We start from the raw sequence: 21,157 nt of genomic DNA on the forward strand, positions 1-21,157 counted from the left end.
ACGTCGGTGCGGCGGGACTGCTGCGAGGCCTCGTGGGCGATGCGGCGCCAGCGTTCTACTCGCTTGATGGCGGCCTGGGACAGGTGCTTTTCAGTGCGGCGGGCCAGGATGGGGACGATCTCGGCGACGCCCAGCTCGGTGGCCTTCTCGATGGCCCACTCCATGTGGTCGAACTTGAAGATGGCCAGGTAGAGCCGGATGGGTAGGGCGGCGTCGGCCTCCAGTTCCTCGTGCAGAGTGAACTCGACGCGGGTGGTGCTGACGGAGGTTATCTCGGCGCGGTGGAGGAAGCCGCCGGCGACTACGTCGTAGACCTGGCCGGGCTCGGCGCGGAGCACGCGGGCGAGGTGGTTGGCCTGCTCTCCGGTGAGAGCGGCGGTGGAGGCGTTCCATTCATCGGCTATCCAGCGGCGTCGGGTCATTGTTTCGGTATCGTCAGGGTGAGGCTGGGTTGGTTGTAGAGGCCGATGGTCAGGACGGCGGATTTGCGTGCGTCCCAGAGGCTCTGGGTGATGGGGAAGTGGAGCAGTACGGTGCCGGTGAGGGCTTGGCCGGGGGCGATGGTGGACTCGCGCAGCAGGGGCTGGAGCAGCAGCGGTTTTAGCGCGGGGAAGCTCTGCTCGGAGAGGGGGATTTCGTCCTTCTGCGCGGCGGGCAGGTTCAGGACGCTGCCGTCGGCGGTGGTCAGGGTGCCGTTGATCGTGTCGATGGTAGCGGGGTTGCGCTGCTTGTTGTCCAAGCGGATAGTGGTCGCGACGAAGAGGTCGTCCTGTGCGGTGGACGGGCCGACGACGATGGAGTCCGCTTTGTAGACGGTGTGGGTAGGCAGGAGTTTGGTGTCGATGTGCTCGACGTGGACCGAGGTGGCCCGGAGGTAGTGGGTGGCAAAGGCGGCGGCTACAGCCAGGACCGCCAGCGCGAGCAGGATGGGCAGGGCCATCGAGTGGCGTTCGGAGGTGGAGAAGCTGACTGTGCCGGGTTGGGGGCCGGGTTGGGAGGTAGCCACAGGATAAGGATACTAGCTCTGGCTCGGTCGCTGTACGGCGTACTCTTCGAGGAGGACAGAGATGAGCGCTGCCGTGGGGACGGCGACCAGCGCGCCGACGATGCCGCCGAGGGCTGTGCCCAGCAGCAAGGCTACCAGTACCGTGAGGCCCATCAGGTTGACTGAAGAGCGCATAATGCGTGGGGTCAGGATGGCGTTTTCGAGGTTGACGTAGATGAGGTAGAAGATGAGGACGCCGAACATCTTCTGCCAGGAGTCGATGGCCGCGACGCCCGCCGCCATGGCGATGGTGATGACGCCTCCGGCGACGGGGATGATGTTGAACAGCCCCATCAGCACACCGAGCAGGACGAAGTAGCGCACGTGCAGGATGCCGAAGGCCGTCAGGCTGCAGACGCCGAGGGTGAGCATCAGCAGCCCCTGGCCGAGGAGCCATTTGCTCATCTTCAGCTCGGCCTTGCGCAGGGTGGCATCCAGCCGCTGGCGGGCGGGGGGGCGGAAGAGCGAGAGGAAGAACTCGTAGGCGTGCTCGCCTTCGAGCATGAAATAGATGCAGAGGAAGATGGTGGTGAGGATGTCGAAGACGTGGGTGAGCCAGTCGGGCAGCGAGGTGAAGATGTAGCTGCCGAGGGCGGCGGCGGTGTTCTCAGCGCGGGAGGCGATGGTTTCGACGCCGAGCTTGTCGGCCAGGGGGATGTGCTTGAGCCGGTCGACGGCTCCGGGGATGCGGCCGGGCAGGTCGGTCATGAAGCCGCGCAGATCGTTGAGGACCGGCGGCAGGCCGATGGTGAAGAAAAGGATCAGGCCGAGAGCGGCTGCGAGCAGCAGCAGAACGATGGCGATGGCGCGGCTGGGGTGGTAGCCGCGGATGCTCCATGAGGTGATCCGGTGGAGCACGGGCATCAGCACCACGGCGAAGAGGGCACTGACGTAGAGGATCTCCAGTTCCTTGGCCAGATGGTAGGCCAGCAGGAGCAGGATCAGGACACCGAAAAAGAACAGGATATTGCCGCGCGTGTCCTTTCTGGGCTGCGTGGGGTCGGGCATGGGGGTTGGATTGCCTGGGTTGAGACTCGAGGTGGACAGACGCGGCTCCTGTACGACGTGTACATGGGTAGGATGCGCCGTGAGGCTTGTAGTGTCCCCAGGCAATTCAGAATAGCCCAAACAGTTACCGGAGGCTGGGCCTGGGCGTGGCAAGAGCTTCGAGCAGGCTGGCGGCGGTCGCCTCGGGCGTCTGTTCGGCCGTGGTGAGGGTGTGGTGGGCGAGACGGCGATAGAGGGGGGTGCGCTGGGCGAAGCGTTGCTCGGCCTGGGCGGGGTCGGCTAGGACGGGGCGGGTGACGTCCTGGAGCACGCAGCGGTCGAAGAGAGTGGGGAAGGGCGCGTCGAGGAAGACGATGGTGGTGCCGGGGGTCTGCTCGAGCAGGAGGCGGTTGGTGAGCTGCTCGGGTGTGCCGCCGCCGAGGGCCAGAACGGTGTGTGAGCGGCCGAGGGCGGAGGCCAGGGCATTCGACTCGAGACGGCGGAACTTGGCCTCGCCGTGCTGGGCGAAGATCTCGGGGATGGTGGAGTTGGCGCGAGCCTCAAGGTGGGCGTCGAGGTCGAGGAACTCCCAGCCTAGTTGAGCCGCGAGCAGCTTGCCGACGGTGGTTTTACCCGCTCCCATGAAGCCGGTCAGGACGATGCGGCGGATGGTTGAGGGAAGGGTTACGGTTGTGGGCTGGCTGGCTGGCTGGGCGGCGATCATCTCATCATTCTCCGTGGTGCTTGCGTTGGGTGCAAAACAAAACCGCGACCCTTTGGGGTCGCGGCTCGATTGGATTCGGTGAATGTTTCCTGACGCTTAGAGACTCAGGATCTGCACTCTGTTCCAGTCGAAGCCGCGCTGTGCCACCAATAGGAACGGTAGCCAAAGCAGGCGGACTGGGTAAAGTAGAGACGCATTCTGTTGAAAATGCTACATCAGGGGAATTGGGCGCGCAATAGGAAAATACGCGAAGCACATTAAAGGGATGCAGACGACGTTGCAGGCCTTCGTTTGAAGGCCGTACACCGAGAGCTGGCGGGGATACCGTTCGGCTAGTGGACTTCCGTCACGGCCTTCGGGTTCACGAGATCCCGAAGCTCCTTCGAGGGTTTGAAGAAGGGAACTCGCTTAGCCGGTACGTCCACACGGGCTCCGGTCTTGGGGTTGCGTCCCACGCGGGCGTTGCGCTGCCGCGTACGGAAGCTGCCGAAGCCGCGGATTTCGATCTTATCGCCCGTCTTCAGGGCTCCGATGACGGAATCGAAGAGGGTTTCAACGATCACTTCGCCATCACGCCGGGTAAGGTCGCCGAGATCCGTCACTTTATCTACCAGGTCTGCCTTCGTCATGATTCATCCTTTCGAACTTTAGCCTGTTGCCGACCTTGGAGGACCGCGCCCAAATGGGGCTACAGACTCTGGGTGGGAATAAAACGGCTGAGGTCCGTTGCAAGATAAGACGGATGGAATGGGGTGAAGGTTTCCGAAATTCTGTTCGAAGGGGTCATCCTGTCAATGATTTGAACGAAACTCCGGGTTCACTTCCAGAGAAAATAGAAGCCCGGCGCGTGGTCGAGGAGCTTGGAGGGGTTGGGAAAGAGGTCGTCGGCGTCGCCTGAGAGCAGGGCGGCGAGTCCTTTTTTCTGGGTGCTGGGGCGGATGATGGAGGGCTCGCCGGAGATGCCGACGCTCTTGGCCGTGTCCGTGAGGGCGACGCGGAAGCCGCCGATCTTGTCGATGAGGCCGAGCGGGAGCGACTGCTGGCCGGTCCAGACCTGCCCGGTGGCGAGCGGCTGGATCTTGGCGTCGGAGGTGTGGCGGCCGATGGCTACGTCGTGGATGAACTGGGCGTACATGTTGTCGGTGAGAGCCTGGAAGTAAGCCGCCTCTTTGGGCGTCATGTCGCGGGTGGGATCGCCGGCGTCCTTCAGCTCGCCGGCGTGGATGACGACGGATTTGAGCTTGGCCCAGTGCATCAGGTCGCCGTAGTTGGTCCACTCCATGATGACGCCGATGGAGCCGACGACCGAGGCCTGGTTGGCGTAGATGCGGTCGCAGGCGCTGGCGATGTAGTAGGCGCCGGAGGCTCCGACCGACTCGATGGAGGCGACGATCTGCTTGTGTTTTTCGGAGCGGACGCGGAGGACCTCGTTGTAGACCTCCTGCGAGGCCGCCGCGCCGCCGCCGGGGGAGTTGATGTGAAGGATGATGGCCTTGACGGAGGAGTCGTTGCCGAACTTCTGGAGCTGCTTGTTGACCTTGTCGGCGTCCATGATGACGCCGTCGATGTCGATGACGGCGATGTGCGAGCCGAAGGCGGAGGTGTCGCCGCCGGAGAGGGTGTTGATGCTGGACCAGACCATCGCCGTGATGAGTAGGGCTACGACCGCGAAGCCGCCGCCGATGACCGCGATCCAGAACCAGGGGGAGCGGCGGGGCGGGGTGGGGTAACCGTACCCGTAGGGGCGGAATGGGGCGCTGTAGGCTGGGTTTTGCGGGGGCGGCGGAGGGGGCGGCTGCGTTCGGTTCAGATCGTCCAGCATAAGCGGGAGTGTAGCAGGGATTGCACTTCAAGTCAGGCAAACTAAAGTGTGGAATATGGATCGTTTTGTCCGTGCCATTCGTCTAAATATTGCAGTATGATGAACCGCGGCGATGGTGGGCCTGACCGTCTGCAGAGGATTGATTTTAAGTGAGTGGACGGATCGGAGTTCGTGTAATGTCACATCCGCAGTTGAGTATCGTTATCCCGGCCTACAACGAGGCCGCACGCATTGAAGACGCGCTGAAGCGCGTGATGGATTGCGTGGAAGAACAGGGTTGGGACGCCGAGGTTCTGGTGGTCGATGATGGTTCGCGCGACGCCACCGTGGCGATCGTGGAGCGGTGGATGGACCACTATCCGCGGCTGCACCTGATTAAAACTCGGTAACCGGGGGAAGGGCTACTCGGTACGCAACGGACTGTTGCAGGCTGCGGGCGAGGTCGTGATGTTTACCGATGCGGACCTGTCGGCTCCGATGGTCGAGGCCGAGAGGCTGATAGCCGCGCTGGAGGCGGGGGCGGATGTCGCCATTGGATCGCGCTGGCTCGACCGCGCCCGGCAGACGATTCACCAGCCGCTCTATCGGCAGTTCTTTGGACGATGTTTTAACTGGATTACTCGCACGGTGATGGGGCTGCCCTTTAAAGACACCCAGTGCGGGTTCAAGGCCTTTCGCCGGGAGACCGCGCAGGTGATCTTCCGGTTGCAGACGATCGAGCGGTGGGGGTTCGATCCGGAGCTGCTGTTTATTGCGAGAAAACTGAAGTACTCGATTGTTGAAGTGCCGGTGACCTGGGGGCATGACGAGCGCAGCCGCATGAGCTATCTGAAGGACGGCATGAAGATGCTGGAAGAGATGGCGGTGATTCGGTATAACTCGCTGGCTGGGCGGTACGACGAGGCCATTGCTGCAATGAAGGATACCAGTGGAATGGTGACGCCGCCGGTAGAACACGTCGCCAAGGTAAGCCCGCAGGCGCAGCAGTAGGCAATTACCTCGTCCGTGCATCATTCATTAAATTGCGAGCAGCATCCAATGATGGGGTGATGGGATGCTGCGTTCTTTTTTCATTGCGATGTCACGGAACAGGATTGCTCGGACGTGGGCAGAGCGCTCGTCGGTGGGCAGGAGACTTTCAAGCCGGTTTGTGGCGGGGATGACGGTTGAGGCCGCGCTCAGGGCCGCGGAGGCGGTCAACCGTGAGGGGATTGCAGTGTCGCTGGATTCGCTCGGTGAAGGCGTCACCGATGCCGGGCAGGCGCATCGCAGTGCGAGTGTCTATCATCGGCTGATCGACGAGATAGGGCAGCGTGGGCTGAACGCCAATGTCAGCGTGAAGCTGTCGCAGATGGGGATGGAGTTCGACCCGGAGCTGGCGGAGGCGATCGTCGCCGGGATTGTTGCCCATGCCGATGAGGCGGGCAACTTTGTGCGGCTCGACATGGAGGGCTCGGCTTATACCGAGGCGACCGTGGGGATGACGGAGCGGCTGCATGGGCGCTGGCCGGGGCGTGTCGGTACGGTACTCCAGGCCTACTTGCACCGGACCGCGGACGATGCGGCACGGTTGGTTGGGCAGGGAATCCGGATTCGACTCTGCAAAGGGGCTTATCAGGAGCCTGCCGCGATTGCGTTCGCGGAAAAAGCCGATGTAGATGAGAACTATACGCGGCTGATGTTCTACCTCGCGACCAGCGGGGTCTTCTGCGGTATGGCGACGCACGATGAGGCAATCATCCAGTCGATGTGCGCATTTATCGAGGAAAACGAGCTGCCGAAGAGCTTGTTTGAGTTCCAGATGCTGTATGGGGTTCGACGCGACCTGCAACGGCGGCTGGCGAGCCAGGGATATGGGGTGAGGGTCTATATTCCCTTTGGGGCCGAGTGGTATCCGTACTTTATGCGCAGGCTTGCGGAGCGGCCCGCGAATGTGCTCTTTCTGGCGAAGAACCTTTTGCGAAGCTGACGTTACTCGAGCGGTGGGACCGGCCGGTATATCGGCGGCGGCATCGGAGCCGGTACAGGCTCCGGCGGGGGCAGGTACGGGTTCACGAGGATCAGCCCGTTCAGCGTCCAGCGCTCGCGGTCGTTCAGTACCCCGCGCATCTGGGGGGAGTTCAGGTACATCTGGCGCTGCGGCTCGGGCATGTTGCGGACGTCGCGGAAGATGTGGGCCACGATGCGACGGCGATCCTCGGGCAGGCTGCCGAGCTGCTGCATGGCGTTGCGGACTTGCTGGCGCTGCGGGGGGCTTAAACGCTCCATCGCCTCGGTGTGAGCGATATAGCGATGGCGCTGCTCCGGCGACATAGAGTTGAGGCGGTTCAGCAGATCGATCTCGCGCCGCTGCTGCTCGGGCCGAAGAAGACGGAAGCCGGGTTCGTTTTCGAGTGCGTGCTGCTGCTGAGCGGGAGTCAGGTTGCGATGGTTTTCCATCCACTGCGAGAGGTGCGGCCCCTGGATGCCGCCGGGCACGCGGCCGCCGTAGGGCTGGTAGATCCCAGCCGGGGGGGGAGCGGCAGGTCGGTGCGTCTGCGCCGAAGCCAGGGATAGGGTGGGGAAGAGCAGGGTTGTCGCCAGCGCAGCACCGAGCACACGCTTGCCCCGGAGGGCAGAGCCGTGCGCGATCCGGAATAGGGTGAGGCGGCGCATTTTGGTGGTGGTGCCTATGTTTCGTTCTTTATGAATGCTTCTCGGCTTATTTTTATAAGTCTATTATTTTCTGTCTGTCAGGCATGCACGACACCGCGCGCTGACAGGATAACGTGAACCTGCTGTTAGGGCGCTATGCGATCGGTTGCGTGCTGTCGTGGGCCTGGTCGGGAGCAGCGGCTGGGGCGTCGTCGTCCTGCAAGAGCTGATCCATCTGCTGGAACGCCTGCTCGTTGCGGTCGAGGATCTGCAGGTCGTCGACGGTAGCCGATACGGTGACGTTTTCCGGCTGGGCGGGGCGCATGAAGGTGCTCAGGGTAGCCGTACCACCGCTGGCGAGAAGCACTACGGCCAGGGCTCCAGCCATAATGGGACGAAATTGGCGTCCGGTGTTCAGTTGGAGGTGGGTCCGCAGGCGCTCGAACCAGCCCATCTTCGGCGCGGCCTGCTCCTCGCGAATGCGGACGGTGACCTTTTGATCGAAGTAGGGGCTCGGTTCGGGAGCGGTCCAGCTATCGAGCAGGCCAAAGGTCGCCTGGAAGGAGAGGAACTCCTGCTCGCAGGGCGGGCACTCCTTCATGTGGGCGACGGCGGCAGGATTGCGCTGGTCCGCGGGGGCAAGCAGAAGGTCCGGCAGTTCGTTCTGAAAAGTTTTGCAGTTCATGGGATTCTCCCTTTTTGGTTTCAGTGGCCCGCTCTGAGTCTCTGGGATTGCGTCGTCTTGTTTGTGCGCTCTCTGCCCGTTTTCCTTCAGAGGAGATACGATTGCGGTTAGAGGAAAGGTTTCAGCTTCTCGCGTAAGGTCTGATAGGCGCGAAAGAGCAGCGATTTAGTGGCGGATTCGGAGAGCTTGAGTACCTCGCCGATCTGCTTGTAGTCCATACCCTCGTACTTGTGCATGAGCACGGCGGAGCGTTGCCGTTCGGGCAGCGCCATGACGTGCTCGCGGATGGCGGCTAGACGCTCCCGGCGCAACATCGCCGACTCAGCACCAGGGGTTGTATCGGCGACATCGGGAGTGGTGCCGGTCTCGGAGTCCGTCTCGTCCAGGTAGACCGTCGAGGCAGCGCGCTCGTGGCGCGTGTCGCGGGCGTGGTTGACGCCGAGGTTCGTCGCGATGCGGTAGAGCCATGTGCTGAACCGGGCCTCGGCGCGGTAGGTTTCGCGCGAACGGTAGACCCGGAGGAAGACCTCCTGAGCCAATTCTTCGGCGACCGCCTGGTTGTGCGTCATCCGGTACATGAAGTGGACGATAGGCTTGCGGTACTTTTCGAGGAGGAAGTCGAAGGCGCTCATGTTGCCGGCGCTCAGCTCGAGCATGACGGCGGAGTCTTCCATGCCGGCGAAGTCGCCGCCCAGGTGCAGCTCTGTCTGAGAGGCTGCCATCTGTTCCAACTGGGCCGGATTGAGAGCCAGCGTTGCCATATCTTCTCGAACCCCATCCGAGGAGCTAGGTTGCGCGGAACCGTCGATTTCTGTATCTTCCAGCTCGTTCGCAGCTCCAGCCGGGATGGAAGCGCCGATGGCGGGCTTCGGAGCCGGTTTTTCGCCCGGTGTGGGACCTGCGGAGGAGCGTGGATGGGAGGGGGACCCGGGCATATAGCGTCGTTCGATTGTAAGGCTTAGAGGGGGCGCAGGGCGAGGTTAACTGGTGAGGCTGGAGGCTCTACGGAGGTGCCCTGGCAGATGCCCGGATGGAGTGTTACACTAGGTTTGTCAGCAGGTTAGGCGCCCGGTTTTCCGGTGTGCGAGCTCTGCTACCAGAGCGCTGTTCCCGGCATCCGAGATGCACGGTGATAACAGTCGGGCGCATAACTCAGCGGTAGAGTGCCACCTTCACACGGTGGAAGTCGTAGGTTCGAATCCTGCTGTGCCCACCATCAAATCAACAACTTACAAGAACCTTCCAAACCCGTTTGGGGGCATTTGGTGGCAAAACGGAGACAACTGCCTCCAACTCTGCCGGTTCTTCCCGCCGCAAACCTACATAATCTGCTGCTGCGGCGTCGTTGCTTCGGTGAGCATCGCGTAAACCGTCCCTACCATTTGCTGCACGCTCTCCGGCAGCTCCTGCATGTACTCGTTGGCCGTGGTATCTGCCCGCGAGTGCCGCAGGTGTGACTGAATATCCTTCACCGATCCCAGCTTCTGTGCTCGTGTGGCGATGGTCCGCCGGAGAATCTGGAAGTTCAGCTTGGGAATCTCCAAGTCGTCCGCAATCGGTTGGAGGACGCGGGTGCGGTAGTTCGCCGTGTCCAGGAATCCACCATCGGCATTCGGGAAGATAAAGTCATCGGGTGAAGACATCTTGTGTGCCAGTTTCTGGCACGAAGGAATCTTGCACGATGCCTTTTTGCACTCCAGTTTCCATTGCCTGAGTTCCTCTGCCAGTCCATCGGGCAGGTGAACCTTGGTCATGCTCCCTGGAGTCTTCCCAAAGGGTCTGATCTCCCTCCGGTAGACGGTTTCGGTGATCGACAACGTACTCACGTCGTCGAAGGAACGCCAGCGTAGTGCAAACAACTCGCTTGGACGAAGGGCATCGGTCATATCCAGCATCAATACGAGCCGATCTCGCCACGGGGCCTGAGCCAATACAGCTCTCAGCTCCTCCCAGGTCAGAATCCGTTTGTCCTTGGGCCGAAGATTCTTGGGAATCTTCACCTTTCGGCTCGGGTCTTTGACCAGGAACTCCTGCTCAATGGCTTCGTCGAAGATGGATTTGAGATAGGAGCGCGCCTGTTTCACTCGATCCTGCGAATAACGCAGGGCTAGATCGTTCAGGTGCGTTTGCAGCGCAAACTTCTCCAGCGACTCGATCCTCTCTGATCCGAACTTAGCGATCAGGTCGATTTCGATTTGCGCCTTCTTCTCCTTCGCCGTTTCTGTCCGCCAGTCTCCCTCTCGTAGCGGAAAGTAGCGGTTGCGAACGAACCACTCAAAGGTGACAGTTCCGTCCTTCAGTATCCTGCCATCGGTGATCTGGCCTGTCTGCTTGGCAATCTCTTTGTGCAGCGCATCACGCGCTGCCGCCTTCGTCATCTGCGATTTGAGGCCGAGTCGAACGGGAACTTTGCTGACTCGGACGGTTTCGGTTTCGGGATCAATCACCTGCTTGCGGTAGTAGCCGTACCACCGCTTCCCGCGCAGCATGATCCACCCAGACTGGTGCGATCTACCCATTGATTTCTCGGTTTCTGTGGCGGAAAACAGCGGGCACCTTTATTTTACCTGCGTCCTGCACGCATAGCAGAGATTCGTTCCCGCTCATTGATGAAGTCTTCGATCCTGCTTGCCCGATAGCGGAGCGTGCCATCTCCCATGCGGATTACAGGTAAGCGCGGAGTTTTACGCGAGGAGTGGTCCCATACCCAGTCCTTGCTTACATGCAGGCGTTCCGCGACCTCATCGGCAGTAAGAAGCGGATCATTCGTAAAGGGGGATGGAATCATCGTCCGCTGAGGTGGCTTACGCTGGCGTATGTCGATTCCATTGGCAAGAGAAGAGTGAGAGTTCTCCCCGTCTTCGGAACCGAGGATTCGCATTGATCCTGATGGTGGCATGTCTCCTCCGTCGATAATCGCGGTCATCGCAGGCCATGAAGCATCTATCCGGCATGAGCGATGCTGGCCCAATCTTGAGTGGGGACGAACCGACTAGTCCAATGAAATTTCGGGAGAGCGTCATTCCTAATTGGAATGACGACGCATTACAGGCCATGTTCGGACTGGTGCGGATGGCTGTCATTCAGGGTTACAATTACTTGCATTCGGCGTCTGATTGCGCTTGTATTGAAGTGATTGCTGTCCTTCCCAGAATCCCCGTCTCGGAGGGTGTCATGGTCTTACCAGACATTCGATTGCTGCAAGCAGCGATTGTGCTGGCCGAAGAGTTGCACTTCTCAAGGGCAGCAGACCGGCTGCACATCGGTCAGTCCACACTCAGCAAGCAGATTTTCAGGCTCGAGGACGAAATTGGCTTCCAGCTTTTCGTGCATAACCATCAGGTCGTAGAGATCACGGATGCGGGCCGGGTGTTCGTGGAAGAGGCGAGGGAGGCGGTCTTCCACGCGGAACGGGCGGTCCTATCGGGGCGAGCGGTCTCCAATGGAGCCGACGACCTCCTCAACCTCGGAAAATCGGCCTACACCGAGCCTTTCCTAGTCTCAACGCTCTTGTCTATTCATCTTCCGCTTTTCCCAGGCACGAAGGTAAAGGTGTGGAGCAACTTCTCGAATGAACTTGCACAGCAGGTCATCGCTGGAGCACTCGATCTTGCCGTGGTTACCGGAGTGCCTGACACCTCGAAACTCCATCTCATAACGATTGCGGACAATCCTTTCTATATCGTTATGTTGAGGGGCGACGAACTGGCGGCGCACCGCGAGGTACGTCTGGAGCATATGCACAATCGCAACTGGGTGCTTCTCGGCCACCACGCGAACCCTTATCTCTACGACACGATTCAGGTGGTTGCTTCGGACAAAGATATTCGCCCCTCCGAGATTCATGCCTTCACGAGCCCTGACGAAGCCTCAGAGCTGATTCGTGAACATAGAGGACTGGCATTTCTTCCACGAACCGCCGCATGGAGGATCGCACGCGACGGCATTACGATGCGGCCATTGGTGGAAGATCGGCTTCGCCTCGTTACCAAACTTGCGATGCGTAACAATAACAAGTCACGTCTTGTACATGAGTACGTTCGGGCCGCTGCAAGAAAACTGAATAGTGTTAGGCATACAGTTCAGGGAAAACTGCCACTGAAAGGATGATTCATCTCTCCTCTGATGGCTCAGGCTCCGACTCTTCGCGTATTTCTACATTCAGCGGTCCTTCCAGACCGCATTTGGGACAGAGAAAAATCCCTGATGTGAGTGCTCGTCCTTCAAACATTTCTCTCCGAGATGCACTTCCACAATGGATGCAAACGTGAAAGTGAAGAAGCTCGGAATCCTGCTGATTTGAATTCTCTAGTGTCACGAGCAGGCTACTCCTTATCAATTTCAAAATTGAATTCTTCAAAGATGAACAATCTCAACGGGCACCATCCACAGAGGGGGAGGTCACTTTGTCTGAGTTTGGATTCTTCTCAGACAAAGCGAACATGAACTCCCTCCTAGAAATCGCCCCGCAATGAACGCAGACGTGGACATGAATCAGCTTTCCATCACCGGGCGTACATATCTTCCCCTCTAAAGCGGTGCCTTCCTGCGTAATTTTGAGCAAAATACGCACTACAAACCCATCCCAACTTCCGTTTGAAACTGAAGCAACTTGGGATTGCTTGTTAGGTAATAAGTCGGCAAGAATGGGAATTGTTCCTCGACTAGCTTCAGCGTGCGGAAATCAAAGCTCTGCACTTCTGATCGTTCTTGCATGTGATTGCGAAGAATCGCCGGACATAGCGCTTGGACGAAAGCTTTCGGTTCCGCTGTGTGGTTCTTGGTCCGTTCCAGTTTGCCGTCCTCACTGGGTAAGAAATCGGGTATAAGTTTCGTTTCGAGATCGAAGCGGACGCGTTCGCCCTCCGCGGCACGCTCCTTGGCAAGACGATCTTCTCTGCCTGGGCCAGATCGGTAGTATGAAGCGTAGAACCTCACAAATCGGAAGATCTGATCGATAGTGACCGGCGAGTAAGGGTTTGCTAAATGTTCCTTTCGAGCAAACGCCACGGACACAGGTGAGAGCGATACGTCGCTCTGTTGAGTGGTGCTGAACGGTGTCTTATCGCAAATTAGTTGTTGCTGAATCTCGGCAGCCGACTTGTCGCGAATCCAGAAGTGATCGTTGGCGTCGTAGGGTCTTCCGTCGACACGTCTACACATCTTCGAATCAAAGTATTCGTCGTGCCAGACGATGGCGACGTTGTCTGCGGATACGCCGGTATCCATCTCCAGAGTGGTCACTCCCAAGTCCAAGCCATTTTCAAAGGAAGGTAGTGTGTTTTCTGGACGAAGACCACGTCCGCCACGATGGGCCTCCACATCAAAATCTTTCAAACGTCGCTTTTCTTCAGCGGTCTTTGCAAGCGAAATCTCTTTCTGTAGAACGTCAATGAGTATGTCGGGGCGATCGGTGATGTAGCCGTCAATCCCAGCGCGTACCAGATCGTGCAACTGCTCAGGATCGTCCGATATGCCGCCGATTACTTTGTGGCCGCCACGATGTAGATCCTCGACGGGGACCTTCCCTGAAAGTATCGCGTCGTTTCCATCGGAGATCGCTGCATGAACACTGGCCCCGTGCGCCGATGTCCTTGTCTGTGCAGCTTGCATAAGATTCATGTAGACGTTTGTTTGGCCGAAGAGATGGGGCGCGAATGCCCACAGAAGCAATAAAAGAGGAGTGCGCAAGATAACCGTCCTAATCAAGAAATAGGCATGCGGGCACCAATGTACCCGCATGCAAATGAAACTGACTTACTAAAGGGAGGCGTCAGAACGCGTACCTTAATCCGAATTGCATATTGCGCGGATTGCTCTTTGTCGTGCTGATTCCAAAGTTCGGATTGCCTACGGTGACGTTGGGAGCGCCCCAGTAGGCGTAATTCAGGGCATTGAACGCTTCAGCGCGGAAGTCCAGGTGATGTTCTCCGTAGATCTGGATCTGTTTATGGAGCGATGCGTCAAGGGTGAACGCAGACGGGGCGCTTACAGCGTTGTAACCCAGGTTTCCATAATGTTGAGCGTTGTACGGAGTTGTTGCGTCGAACGCTGCTGTATTCAGCCACGTCTCATACCCGGAGCCATTGATGGGATGCCCCTTGGCATAATAGGAGGTTCCTTGAACATGGTCCGGTCGCGTCCCAGAGGTATAGCCATTTCGTACGAGATCGAGATTGGCAAGGATGTTAAGAGCTGCTCCGCTTTGGAACCCGAGGATGCTCTGCAGGGACCAACCGCCAGCGATGGCACGCCCAAATCGGTTGGCCTGAATCGAGGCCGGGAGAGGAATTGAATACAGGAAGTCACCGGCGAGACGATGCCTCTGGAAGCCATCGGAAGGGCCGGATGCGGACTTACCGTCGTTGGGATTTTGAAGAGCGGCAGAGGCGTTTCCGATCGTGCCGGAGCTATCCCAGGTCTGGTTCTGACTTGCGTACGTGTAGTAAAAGTCAGCCGAATTGTTCTTATGGCGGTAGCTGAACGTGAGCTGCATGGCATCGTAGTGGGTATAACCGCCAAAGACGTTGTAGTCGATGACCCCGATAGTTGGTGTCGGCACCGTGCCGCCAGGGCATGACGGCGTGGAGCATGTGCCGGCAAGGTACTGGTTGGGAAGAGCAGTGCTCAATTCATGACGATCGCTCATGCCCACGTAGCCGACCTGAAGATAGAGATCCGGGGTGAACTGATATTGGGCATTCAGATTCCAGTTCTCTGAGTACTCTTCGGGATGATGGTACTGCGCGATGAATCGACCGAACGTCAGGCCCTGTGGTATAAGGCTGGGGTCGGCAGTGATCTGGGCGATGTAGGTTCGGGAGATGGGGTACTTGACCGAGAAGCTGGCGGGTACTTGGCTCGGCAGGAAACTGGCATCGAAAGGCAGCAGCGGGCTGGCAAACGCAGACGAAAACATGAAGAAAGCCTGCGGAGGCACGAACATGAGACCAAAGCCTGAGCGAATCACGAGCTTATGATCTCTCGTTGCGTCCCAAGCGAATCCTACACGCGGTGCAATGTCGAAGTGGCCCGCGGTCATGAACGGATGATTGCGATTCGTGAAGAGCGGGCCGAACGGACTATCGCCGCTGATGTTGTATCCGCCACTCATTGGAGCGAAGTAGTCGTAACGAACACCGTAGGTCGAAGTCAGCCGAGGTGTCATGCGGTAGGAATCTTCCGCATATCCAGCCCACTGTGAGCTGATGAGATGCTTCGGGCCGCCAAAGCTAACGGCAAGCGATTGTGGGGTATCCGTCTGGAGGTCTGCGATAGAAGCATATGTGCTGCGCGGGCTGGTGAACTGCGTTCTCCGAGCGGGATCGAGGCGATCATCGGTGCCAAAGCGCAGGGTGTGCTTGCCGTGCAGCCATGTCAGGTTATCGACAAGTCCATATGTTGTCGACTGGAAAGAGAGCAGCGATTGCGTTGTGTCGCTGCTGAAAAAGCCAGTCAATATGACCCATGACTGCGTCGGATCGGTAGAATAACCCGTCGTGTTGCGGTTCAGGATATTTCTATTGAGTCCTAGGCGGAATTCATTCACAAAATTGGAGCTTGGTGTCCAGACATCCTCGATGGCCGCATTTTGAGAGGTCAGAGGAAAACCCTGGAAGTCGTCCGCACGAAACTGCTGGATCTCGTGAGCCTGGTCGTTGTAGTTGTATCGAACCATGATGCGGTGAGACCCCACATTCCAGTCGAACCGACCCAGGTACACCTTCTCGTTCAGAGTGATGGAGCGATTTCCCGTGTAGAAACCAATGAGTGGATTCGAGGTTGTCGAGTTCGGCTTCGGCATGAGCGATAGTTCTGTTCCTATCGCAGGGTTACTGACAGAAGATATCAAGGCAGCGGTCGCCGTATCGCCAGTCATGGTTTGAGAACTGTTCTGAATGTCGCCCTCAAAATTGAAGAAGAAGAAAGCCTTGTCGTGGAGTACAGGTCCGCCGATATTACCTCCAAAATCGTTGTAGCGAAGCTTGGGTATCTGGACTATGGGAGTGACATGCTTGTTGTTCCAGGTGTTCGCATCGAGGGCGTCATTCCGAATGTATTCGAACAGGTTGCCATGAAAGCGGTTCGAGCCGGATTTGGTTGTCAGGGTCAGAATGCCGCCGGACGCCCTTCCATACTGTGCCGAAGGAACACCACTCGTCGTTCGGAACTCGTCGATCGCATCAACGCTCATGGTGTTGATGTTGCTTCCCGTGCCACCGATCGCCGATCCAAGCGAGTTTGATTCGCCGAATGTGGCATCCACTCCATCGATAAGAATGTTGTTTGCCAACCCAGGGGCGCCGTTGACCTCAAAACCACCACGTCCGTTGAGCGTCGTCGAGCCAGAATTCGCGTTGACTCCAGGCTGGAGACCGATAAGCGGAAAGAAGTTCCGTTGATTCAGAGGAAGGTTGTTGATTTTTTGCGGCTCGACTTCAGTTCCCAGGTCTGCCGATACTGAATTCAAAAGCTGAGTGGTAGCGGACACCTGAATGTTCTCGGATGCTGAACCCAACTTCAGTTGCACGTTGATCTGGGAGCGCTGTCCCGTGATGACGGCAAATGTGGAGGTCGCCGCATTTCCGAAACCAGATGCCTGGACGGTAATGGCGTAGCTTCCTGGCACGACCACGGGAAACTCATAGTATCCCGTCTGGTTGGTCGTCGCCTTCGATTCCACTCCCGTAGCGGTATTTCGGGCAGTCACCTGCGCTTGCGGGATCACGCTCTGCGCAGGGTCGATCACGGTACCGCTGATGCTTCCGCCAGAAACCTGGCTCAAGGCGGGAAGCGCCGTTATGAAAAACAGTAAGAATGCGAAAAGGGCAGTGAGTGATATTGGTAAACGATGAGGTTCTAGATGAGGTTCTATACGAGTGCGTCTGAGCGTGTCCATGAGATTGGCCTACCTCCAAAAGTGTCAACAAAGTTGGCGCTAGCAAATCGCAAAACGTCTGAGAGTAGACGACTGAATTTGTCCGATCAGAAGTAGCGATGTGCGGGCTATCCGTGACCACACTAAGGAGGCCGATGAGGGGCATCCAAGTTGCGGAGCTGAGCTACACCAGCGATTAAGACGTGTATCGCCATCGGTATACACCGGTGTAAGTTATTGACATGCTTTAGATTTGTACTCGAGTTGTGTCGGCAGAACCCGCATTGTCAAAGTTCGATGAATCATGGAGTGCAGCCCTCGGATGAGCTGGGAGGCGCGACGAATTTGCACTGCTGTAACAGATTGAGTGGTCAAGTCAGATAAAATTGGATTCTGATTCAAGCAGTTTTGCGATGCTCTGAGGAGGCGGTGACTTTGTGTGTTGCTGACTGAGGGAAAACCATCTAAAAATGTCTCCCGAGGCATCGATGTTGTACGTTCGGGTAAAACGATGGGACAAACTCAGGTTGACGAAAGAAAGCAACAAGAGGACGTAGAGCAAGCTTTACAGCGAATATGTATCAGCGCAGAATTCGCGAAGGCAGGCCGAGCGAAGGATATCCTCCTATTCATCGTTCGCCACTCGTTTGCCAAGCCAGGTATCGGCCTCAGTGAAAGAGAAATTGCCGCCGAAGTTCTGGACTCTCCTGACGATTGGGATCCCAAGGTCGATCCGAGCATAAGAATCACTGTAGGGCGTCTGCGAACTAAGCTCGACCGTTACTATGCGGTTTCGGGAGATAGTGATCCTGTACGAATCGAACTGCCCAAAGGCAGTTATGTTCCTCGTCTAGTTTTCCAAGAACACCGGATTTCACCGAGAAGTGCCGAGATCGAACCTCCGATACTTGACCATGAGGACACAGCGGCGAAGGGTCGCTCTCCACGTGCCATAGCGTTCTTGACCGTCGCCTTGTTGCTTACTGTGTCACTTTTGGCATTTTTCTATTTCCGACATTCCAATCTACCGTTTGAACAAAGAGCCTACAGCATTTCAGCTCTTACCTCTGCGCCCGGACGAGAATCGAGTCCAGCCGTCTCACCCGACGGACATGCCATAGCCTTCGTTTGGGATGCGAATGGGAAGAACTACGATATATACATCACCAATGCTGACGGGACCGGGCTCCGGCGTCTGACCAACTCGCCCGATCCTGAGTTCTCCCCAGCTTGGTCACCAGACGGAGAGCGGATTGCTTTCATAAGAGTTAAGGACTATCTGGCATCCATCGTCGTTAAACCAGTCCGCGGTGGTGGTGCTGAGAAGGTAGTGAAGACCTTTCGTGCGGCAGCGGGGAGTTGGGTCAGCGACCTGGACCCCGTGTTTGACGATATCGGTCCCATTTGGTCTCCTGACGGACGGCATCTAGTGTATTCCGACCTTACCGATCAACACGCACTCGTCGAAGTCGAGATCGAAACAGACAAGATTCAACGCCTGACACCGCCATACGACCTCACAAAGGATCTTCGGGATTTCTATCCCCGGTATTCCGGTGACGGCAGGTACATTGCGTACGCACACTATACTTCTCATGGAAGCGGTGATCTATATCTTCTCGATAGAACAACCGGAAACACGAGACAGTTGACCCACGATCAGTCCGCAATCCGTGGTCTAAGCTGGCTGCCGGATCATAAGTCTTTGGTTTTCGCGTCAGATCGTGAAGGATCTTCTATTTTGTGGACGATGAACGCCTTCTCTGACGTAGTTCCGCGTCTGCTCCCTGCGGACAGCGCCCACGTCTTGGAGCCCGCATCGGGACCTTCTCGCGATTGGCTGGTGTATGTCGATTCGACCGAAAACTGGGCTCTCAGACGGTACGAGGTCACTCCATCGGGGCTCCGTAAGGACACTTGGATTCTTCCGACCAATGCCAGGAACCACGAACCTGTCTACTCTCGGGATGGCAAACACATAGCCTTTACGTCAGATCGCTCAGGCCATTGGGCGGTGTGGATGGCAGATGCCGATGGCACAAATCTCATTCAGCTCACGAGTTTTGAGGGGCACTGGATGGGAGGTGTGTCTTGGTCCTCGGACGGAACGAAATTGATCTTCGACGCTCGACCGAAAGGGCATTCGAATCTCTTTATGGTGCAAGCCTCAGATCATAAGCTGGTGCATCTCATAGATTCACCATACGAGGATCGCGTGCCAACTTGGTCTAAAGATGGTTCGAGCATCTACTTCAGTTCAACGCGGAACGGGTCTCTAGCACTCTATAAATTCGACGCGCAATCGCAAGATGTGAGCCTGCTGTTTCCGAATATCTTCGCTGCCGAAGCCTCGCCTGATGAAGATCTAATCTTCGGAGGGGATAACGTCGGCAATTTCAATGTTTTTACTTCAAGCTGGGTCCCTCTTCCCGCTCTGACACAGCATATAAGGCCAGATCCTGTACTCAACTGGTCGGTATCCCAGGGCGGCTTATACTTTACTACGCGTGAAACTCCCGAGTCGCCATACGAGGTCGTACGCTATGCCCACGGCGTGTTTACACGACTGGGCAATCTCGACGGAGCCGTTCTTTCGGGACGAAATATTACCGTATCTCCAGATGGTCGATACATTGTCGTGGCCGAGGCGGTATCGACCAAGAGTAATCTCAAAATTCGAAAGCTCTTAGCTAAGTAGCCGCCCTTCGGGGACGAGGATACATCAACGGCCGAGTAACTAAAGGGAAGGTGCAGGAGGAGGAACTTGACTCCTGCCGCGCAGCAGGCGGGCGGGGGCCGGCGGAGCGGGATGTGGGTGCAGGGAGAAACCAAAGCGGGTTCTCCCTGCGCGATTTTCGAGCATAAACAGAAGAGCGGCGTGGCGCGCCGCCCTTCTGTGAGTGAACTTGCTATGCTGCTTTCTTTGCGGTCTTCTTGAGTTTGTTGGTGGGGGTCTTGACAGTCGGTTTCTTGACGGCCTTGGCCTTCTCCTTCTCCGCGAACTCCTTGCGGACTTTGGCGGTGATGGCGTCGGTATCCACCTTGTACACGGTCGCTGCATCCTTGAGCGCAGACGGAGCATTACTGCGGGCAGCGGCCAGCACGATAGTCAACTCGACCGTCAGCCGTCCCAACACGCTCTCTTCGGCACGGCGCAGGAAAGCGACAAACAGCTTCCCGATGGAGTCGCTGTTCTTTACCTTCTTGATGCCGTGCTGCTTGGCGACGATGGCGAGACGGTTCTCGTCCAGCATCGCGGCCAGCCGGTCGACCACAAACAGCAGGTCGCGCTTCATCAGACGCACCGGGACGGCTGCGCCGATGGCAGAGAGAACACGGATGCCCGTTGTATTGGAAATCGCCTCCTCCTTGCGCCGCTTCTCCTGCTCGGCTTTCCACTTGGCGTTATCCGCGACGTTCTGCGGCGTCTGCTTCTTGGGTTTGGGGTGATGCACCGGGCAGTCGGCGTTGGTGCATACCTTCTGGATGGTGCCCTGTCCGTGCCCTTCGGTCACGATGGCCTCGGTGACGAACTTGCACGTCTTATACTCCGGCCACTGCGCCCGCGCCTTGTCCTCCGGTTTGTCCTCCCGAATTGCCACGTACTTGTTGCGCGCGAGAACGGGGCTGCCTTCGCGCTGCTGCCCCTGCAAGGTGCTGATCTGCACGAGCCTGGGTTTGGCGGCGACGGTGGCGGCGACGTGCGCCTCGACCTTCGCCTGATAGCAGCTTGGGTTGGTGCAAGCGTCCTGCTTGCCGAGGTCGGCAAACAAGAGCTTGTTATGCCCGGTACGATTCGGGCAGTCCACGCAGCTTCCGGCGATGGCGACCAGATGAGCGTTGCGCTTATCGAACGGAGCGTCCTTGAGAAGCAAGAGCACGTTCGACTCAATCCAGAAACGCAGGTTGCGGACGGGCAGGAGAATCCGTGCGGGCTTGTCGCTGTGGTTGGTGTGTACCTCCTTGAAACAGGCGGTGAGTCCCTGTTGCTGGAGGTCGGCGGGCAGCTTCGCCAGCATGAGCGCGTGGCCCACACCAATATCGCTGCGGTAGAACGCATCGACCACGGCCTCGCACAGTTCGGTCAGCTTCAACCGCTGCGCGATGTAGACGGGCGTTTTACCTACCTTCGCGGCAATCTGCTCGATGCTGTACTTCGGTTCGTCCAGTGTGAGAAGCCGCTTGTACCCTTCGGCCTCTTCCATCGGGTGAACGTCGCGGCGCTGGAGATTTTCAATTTATCTTTAGTCCTTCAGAAGCAGTCCATGACGTCCACGACGTGCCATTTCACACCGTCGTGGAATTGTTATCTGTAGAGCGTGTATGACGTGTAGCTGGAAGTGAAGTTCTCTGCTTGCCGGATGGAGGTAGCCCGCATTGGC

At 57.8% G+C, this 21,157-nt stretch carries 16 protein-coding genes, 1 tRNA gene and 2 pseudogenes; 5 read left to right on the forward strand and 14 right to left on the reverse strand.

The window, feature by feature from the left end; translation table 11 throughout:
- Window positions 1–38: 38 nt before the first annotated feature.
- From FTO74_RS19970 to sppA, 6 genes and pseudogenes are all read right to left on the reverse strand, one after another.
- A pseudogene (locus FTO74_RS19970) lies at window positions 39–422 on the reverse strand (RsmE family RNA methyltransferase); the annotation flags it as partial.
- Window positions 419–1,006 carry a hypothetical protein gene (locus FTO74_RS08500; protein WP_162537753.1) on the reverse strand — a complete coding sequence of 196 codons (588 nt, stop codon included), beginning with the start codon at window positions 1,004–1,006 and terminating at the stop codon, window positions 419–421. The pseudogene FTO74_RS19970 and the gene FTO74_RS08500, both read right to left, overlap by 4 nt.
- A 12-nt stretch (window positions 1,007–1,018) precedes the next feature.
- Window positions 1,019–2,053, reverse strand: coding sequence for an AI-2E family transporter (locus FTO74_RS08505; protein WP_162537754.1), 1,035 nt, complete (start codon window positions 2,051–2,053; stop codon window positions 1,019–1,021).
- 124 nt (window positions 2,054–2,177) lie between these two features.
- A complete protein-coding gene (locus FTO74_RS08510) occupies window positions 2,178–2,756 on the reverse strand; it encodes a shikimate kinase (protein WP_162537755.1) in 579 nt (192 codons plus the stop codon).
- A gap of 332 nt (window positions 2,757–3,088) precedes the next feature.
- Window positions 3,089–3,385, reverse strand: coding sequence for an HU family DNA-binding protein (locus FTO74_RS08515; protein WP_162537756.1), 297 nt, complete (start codon window positions 3,383–3,385; stop codon window positions 3,089–3,091).
- A gap of 188 nt (window positions 3,386–3,573) precedes the next feature.
- Window positions 3,574–4,578, reverse strand: a complete 1,005-nt coding sequence (gene sppA / locus FTO74_RS08520; protein ID WP_162537757.1) for a signal peptide peptidase SppA — start codon at window positions 4,576–4,578, stop codon at window positions 3,574–3,576.
- Between the two features lie 176 nt (window positions 4,579–4,754).
- On the opposite strand from sppA, the pseudogene FTO74_RS08525 reads away from it, so the two are divergent.
- A pseudogene (locus FTO74_RS08525) lies at window positions 4,755–5,568 on the forward strand (dolichyl-phosphate beta-glucosyltransferase).
- Between the two features lie 88 nt (window positions 5,569–5,656).
- The gene (locus FTO74_RS08530) at window positions 5,657–6,547 is read left to right on the forward strand and encodes a proline dehydrogenase family protein (RefSeq protein WP_255462580.1); all 891 of its coding nucleotides are present in this window, start codon (window positions 5,657–5,659) and stop codon (window positions 6,545–6,547) included.
- Between the two features lie 2 nt (window positions 6,548–6,549).
- Here the strand turns inward: FTO74_RS08530 and FTO74_RS08535 are convergent, their stop codons facing one another.
- The 3 genes from FTO74_RS08535 to FTO74_RS08545 all read right to left on the reverse strand — a co-directional run bounded on the left by FTO74_RS08535 (window position 6,550) and on the right by FTO74_RS08545 (window position 8,832).
- On the reverse strand, window positions 6,550–7,233 hold the full coding sequence (locus FTO74_RS08535) for a DUF3106 domain-containing protein (protein ID WP_162537759.1): 684 nt from the start codon (window positions 7,231–7,233) through the stop codon (window positions 6,550–6,552).
- A 133-nt stretch (window positions 7,234–7,366) separates the two neighbouring features.
- Entirely contained in the window at window positions 7,367–7,897 is a 531-nt protein-coding gene (locus FTO74_RS08540; protein WP_162537760.1) for a hypothetical protein, read from the reverse strand.
- A gap of 107 nt (window positions 7,898–8,004) precedes the next feature.
- Complete coding sequence (locus FTO74_RS08545; protein WP_162537761.1) at window positions 8,005–8,832, reverse strand: RNA polymerase sigma factor; 828 nt, start codon at window positions 8,830–8,832, stop codon at window positions 8,005–8,007.
- A gap of 206 nt (window positions 8,833–9,038) precedes the next feature.
- Between FTO74_RS08545 and FTO74_RS08550 the strand changes: the two genes are divergently transcribed.
- Window positions 9,039–9,113 (forward strand) — tRNA-Val (locus tag FTO74_RS08550).
- Window positions 9,114–9,216: 103 nt separating this feature from the next.
- Here FTO74_RS08550 and FTO74_RS08555 read toward each other — a convergent pair.
- Both FTO74_RS08555 and FTO74_RS08560 read right to left on the reverse strand, forming a co-directional pair.
- Entirely contained in the window at window positions 9,217–10,416 is a 1,200-nt protein-coding gene (locus FTO74_RS08555) for a site-specific integrase (protein WP_162537762.1), read from the reverse strand.
- Window positions 10,417–10,460: 44 nt separating this feature from the next.
- Window positions 10,461–10,823 carry a helix-turn-helix domain-containing protein gene (locus FTO74_RS08560; protein ID WP_162537763.1) on the reverse strand — a complete coding sequence of 121 codons (363 nt, stop codon included), beginning with the start codon at window positions 10,821–10,823 and terminating at the stop codon, window positions 10,461–10,463.
- Window positions 10,824–10,831: 8 nt separating this feature from the next.
- Between FTO74_RS08560 and FTO74_RS08565 the strand changes: the two genes are divergently transcribed.
- On the forward strand, window positions 10,832–12,007 hold the full coding sequence (locus FTO74_RS08565) for a LysR family transcriptional regulator (RefSeq protein WP_255462581.1): 1,176 nt from the start codon (window positions 10,832–10,834) through the stop codon (window positions 12,005–12,007).
- 462 nt (window positions 12,008–12,469) lie between these two features.
- Here the strand turns inward: FTO74_RS08565 and FTO74_RS08570 are convergent, their stop codons facing one another.
- On the reverse strand, window positions 12,470–13,588 hold the full coding sequence (locus FTO74_RS08570; protein WP_162537764.1) for a glycerophosphodiester phosphodiesterase family protein: 1,119 nt from the start codon (window positions 13,586–13,588) through the stop codon (window positions 12,470–12,472).
- Window positions 13,589–13,670: 82 nt separating this feature from the next.
- Window positions 13,671–16,796: a TonB-dependent receptor gene (locus tag FTO74_RS08575; protein WP_255462582.1), complete on the reverse strand. Its 3,126-nt coding sequence runs from the start codon at window positions 16,794–16,796 to the stop codon at window positions 13,671–13,673.
- Between the two features lie 418 nt (window positions 16,797–17,214).
- Here FTO74_RS08575 and FTO74_RS08580 point away from each other — a divergent pair, with 418 nt between their 5' ends.
- Window positions 17,215–19,473 carry a PD40 domain-containing protein gene (locus tag FTO74_RS08580; protein ID WP_162537766.1) on the forward strand — a complete coding sequence of 753 codons (2,259 nt, stop codon included), beginning with the start codon at window positions 17,215–17,217 and terminating at the stop codon, window positions 19,471–19,473.
- A gap of 211 nt (window positions 19,474–19,684) precedes the next feature.
- On the opposite strand, the gene FTO74_RS08585 is transcribed toward FTO74_RS08580, so the two are convergent.
- Window positions 19,685–20,980 carry a chromosome partitioning protein ParB gene (locus FTO74_RS08585; RefSeq protein ID WP_162537767.1) on the reverse strand — a complete coding sequence of 432 codons (1,296 nt, stop codon included), beginning with the start codon at window positions 20,978–20,980 and terminating at the stop codon, window positions 19,685–19,687.
- Between the last annotated feature and the right edge of the window lie 177 nt (window positions 20,981–21,157).

This window comes from Granulicella sp. WH15 (assembly GCF_009914315.1).
GTDB lineage: Bacteria > Acidobacteriota > Terriglobia > Terriglobales > Acidobacteriaceae > Edaphobacter.

Excerpts from the sequence above, each read along its gene's own strand:
- FTO74_RS08505 (WP_162537754.1), bottom strand. The coding sequence starts at position 2,053 with ATGCCCGACCCCACGCAGCCCAGAAAGGACACGCGCGGCAATATCCTG.
- FTO74_RS08510 (WP_162537755.1), bottom strand. The coding sequence starts at position 2,756 with ATGATCGCCGCCCAGCCAGCCAGCCAGCCCACAACCGTAACCCTTCCC.
- FTO74_RS08515 (WP_162537756.1), bottom strand. The coding sequence starts at position 3,385 with ATGACGAAGGCAGACCTGGTAGATAAAGTGACGGATCTCGGCGACCTT.
- sppA (WP_162537757.1), bottom strand. The coding sequence starts at position 4,578 with ATGCTGGACGATCTGAACCGAACGCAGCCGCCCCCTCCGCCGCCCCCG.
- FTO74_RS08530 (WP_255462580.1), top strand. The coding sequence starts at position 5,657 with ATGTCACGGAACAGGATTGCTCGGACGTGGGCAGAGCGCTCGTCGGTG.
- FTO74_RS08535 (WP_162537759.1), bottom strand. The coding sequence starts at position 7,233 with ATGCGCCGCCTCACCCTATTCCGGATCGCGCACGGCTCTGCCCTCCGG.
- FTO74_RS08540 (WP_162537760.1), bottom strand. The coding sequence starts at position 7,897 with ATGAACTGCAAAACTTTTCAGAACGAACTGCCGGACCTTCTGCTTGCC.
- FTO74_RS08545 (WP_162537761.1), bottom strand. The coding sequence starts at position 8,832 with ATGCCCGGGTCCCCCTCCCATCCACGCTCCTCCGCAGGTCCCACACCG.
- FTO74_RS08555 (WP_162537762.1), bottom strand. The coding sequence starts at position 10,416 with ATGGGTAGATCGCACCAGTCTGGGTGGATCATGCTGCGCGGGAAGCGG.
- FTO74_RS08560 (WP_162537763.1), bottom strand. The coding sequence starts at position 10,823 with ATGACCGCGATTATCGACGGAGGAGACATGCCACCATCAGGATCAATG.
- FTO74_RS08565 (WP_255462581.1), top strand. The coding sequence starts at position 10,832 with ATGAAGCATCTATCCGGCATGAGCGATGCTGGCCCAATCTTGAGTGGG.
- FTO74_RS08575 (WP_255462582.1), bottom strand. The coding sequence starts at position 16,796 with ATGGACACGCTCAGACGCACTCGTATAGAACCTCATCTAGAACCTCAT.
- FTO74_RS08585 (WP_162537767.1), bottom strand. The coding sequence starts at position 20,980 with ATGGAAGAGGCCGAAGGGTACAAGCGGCTTCTCACACTGGACGAACCG.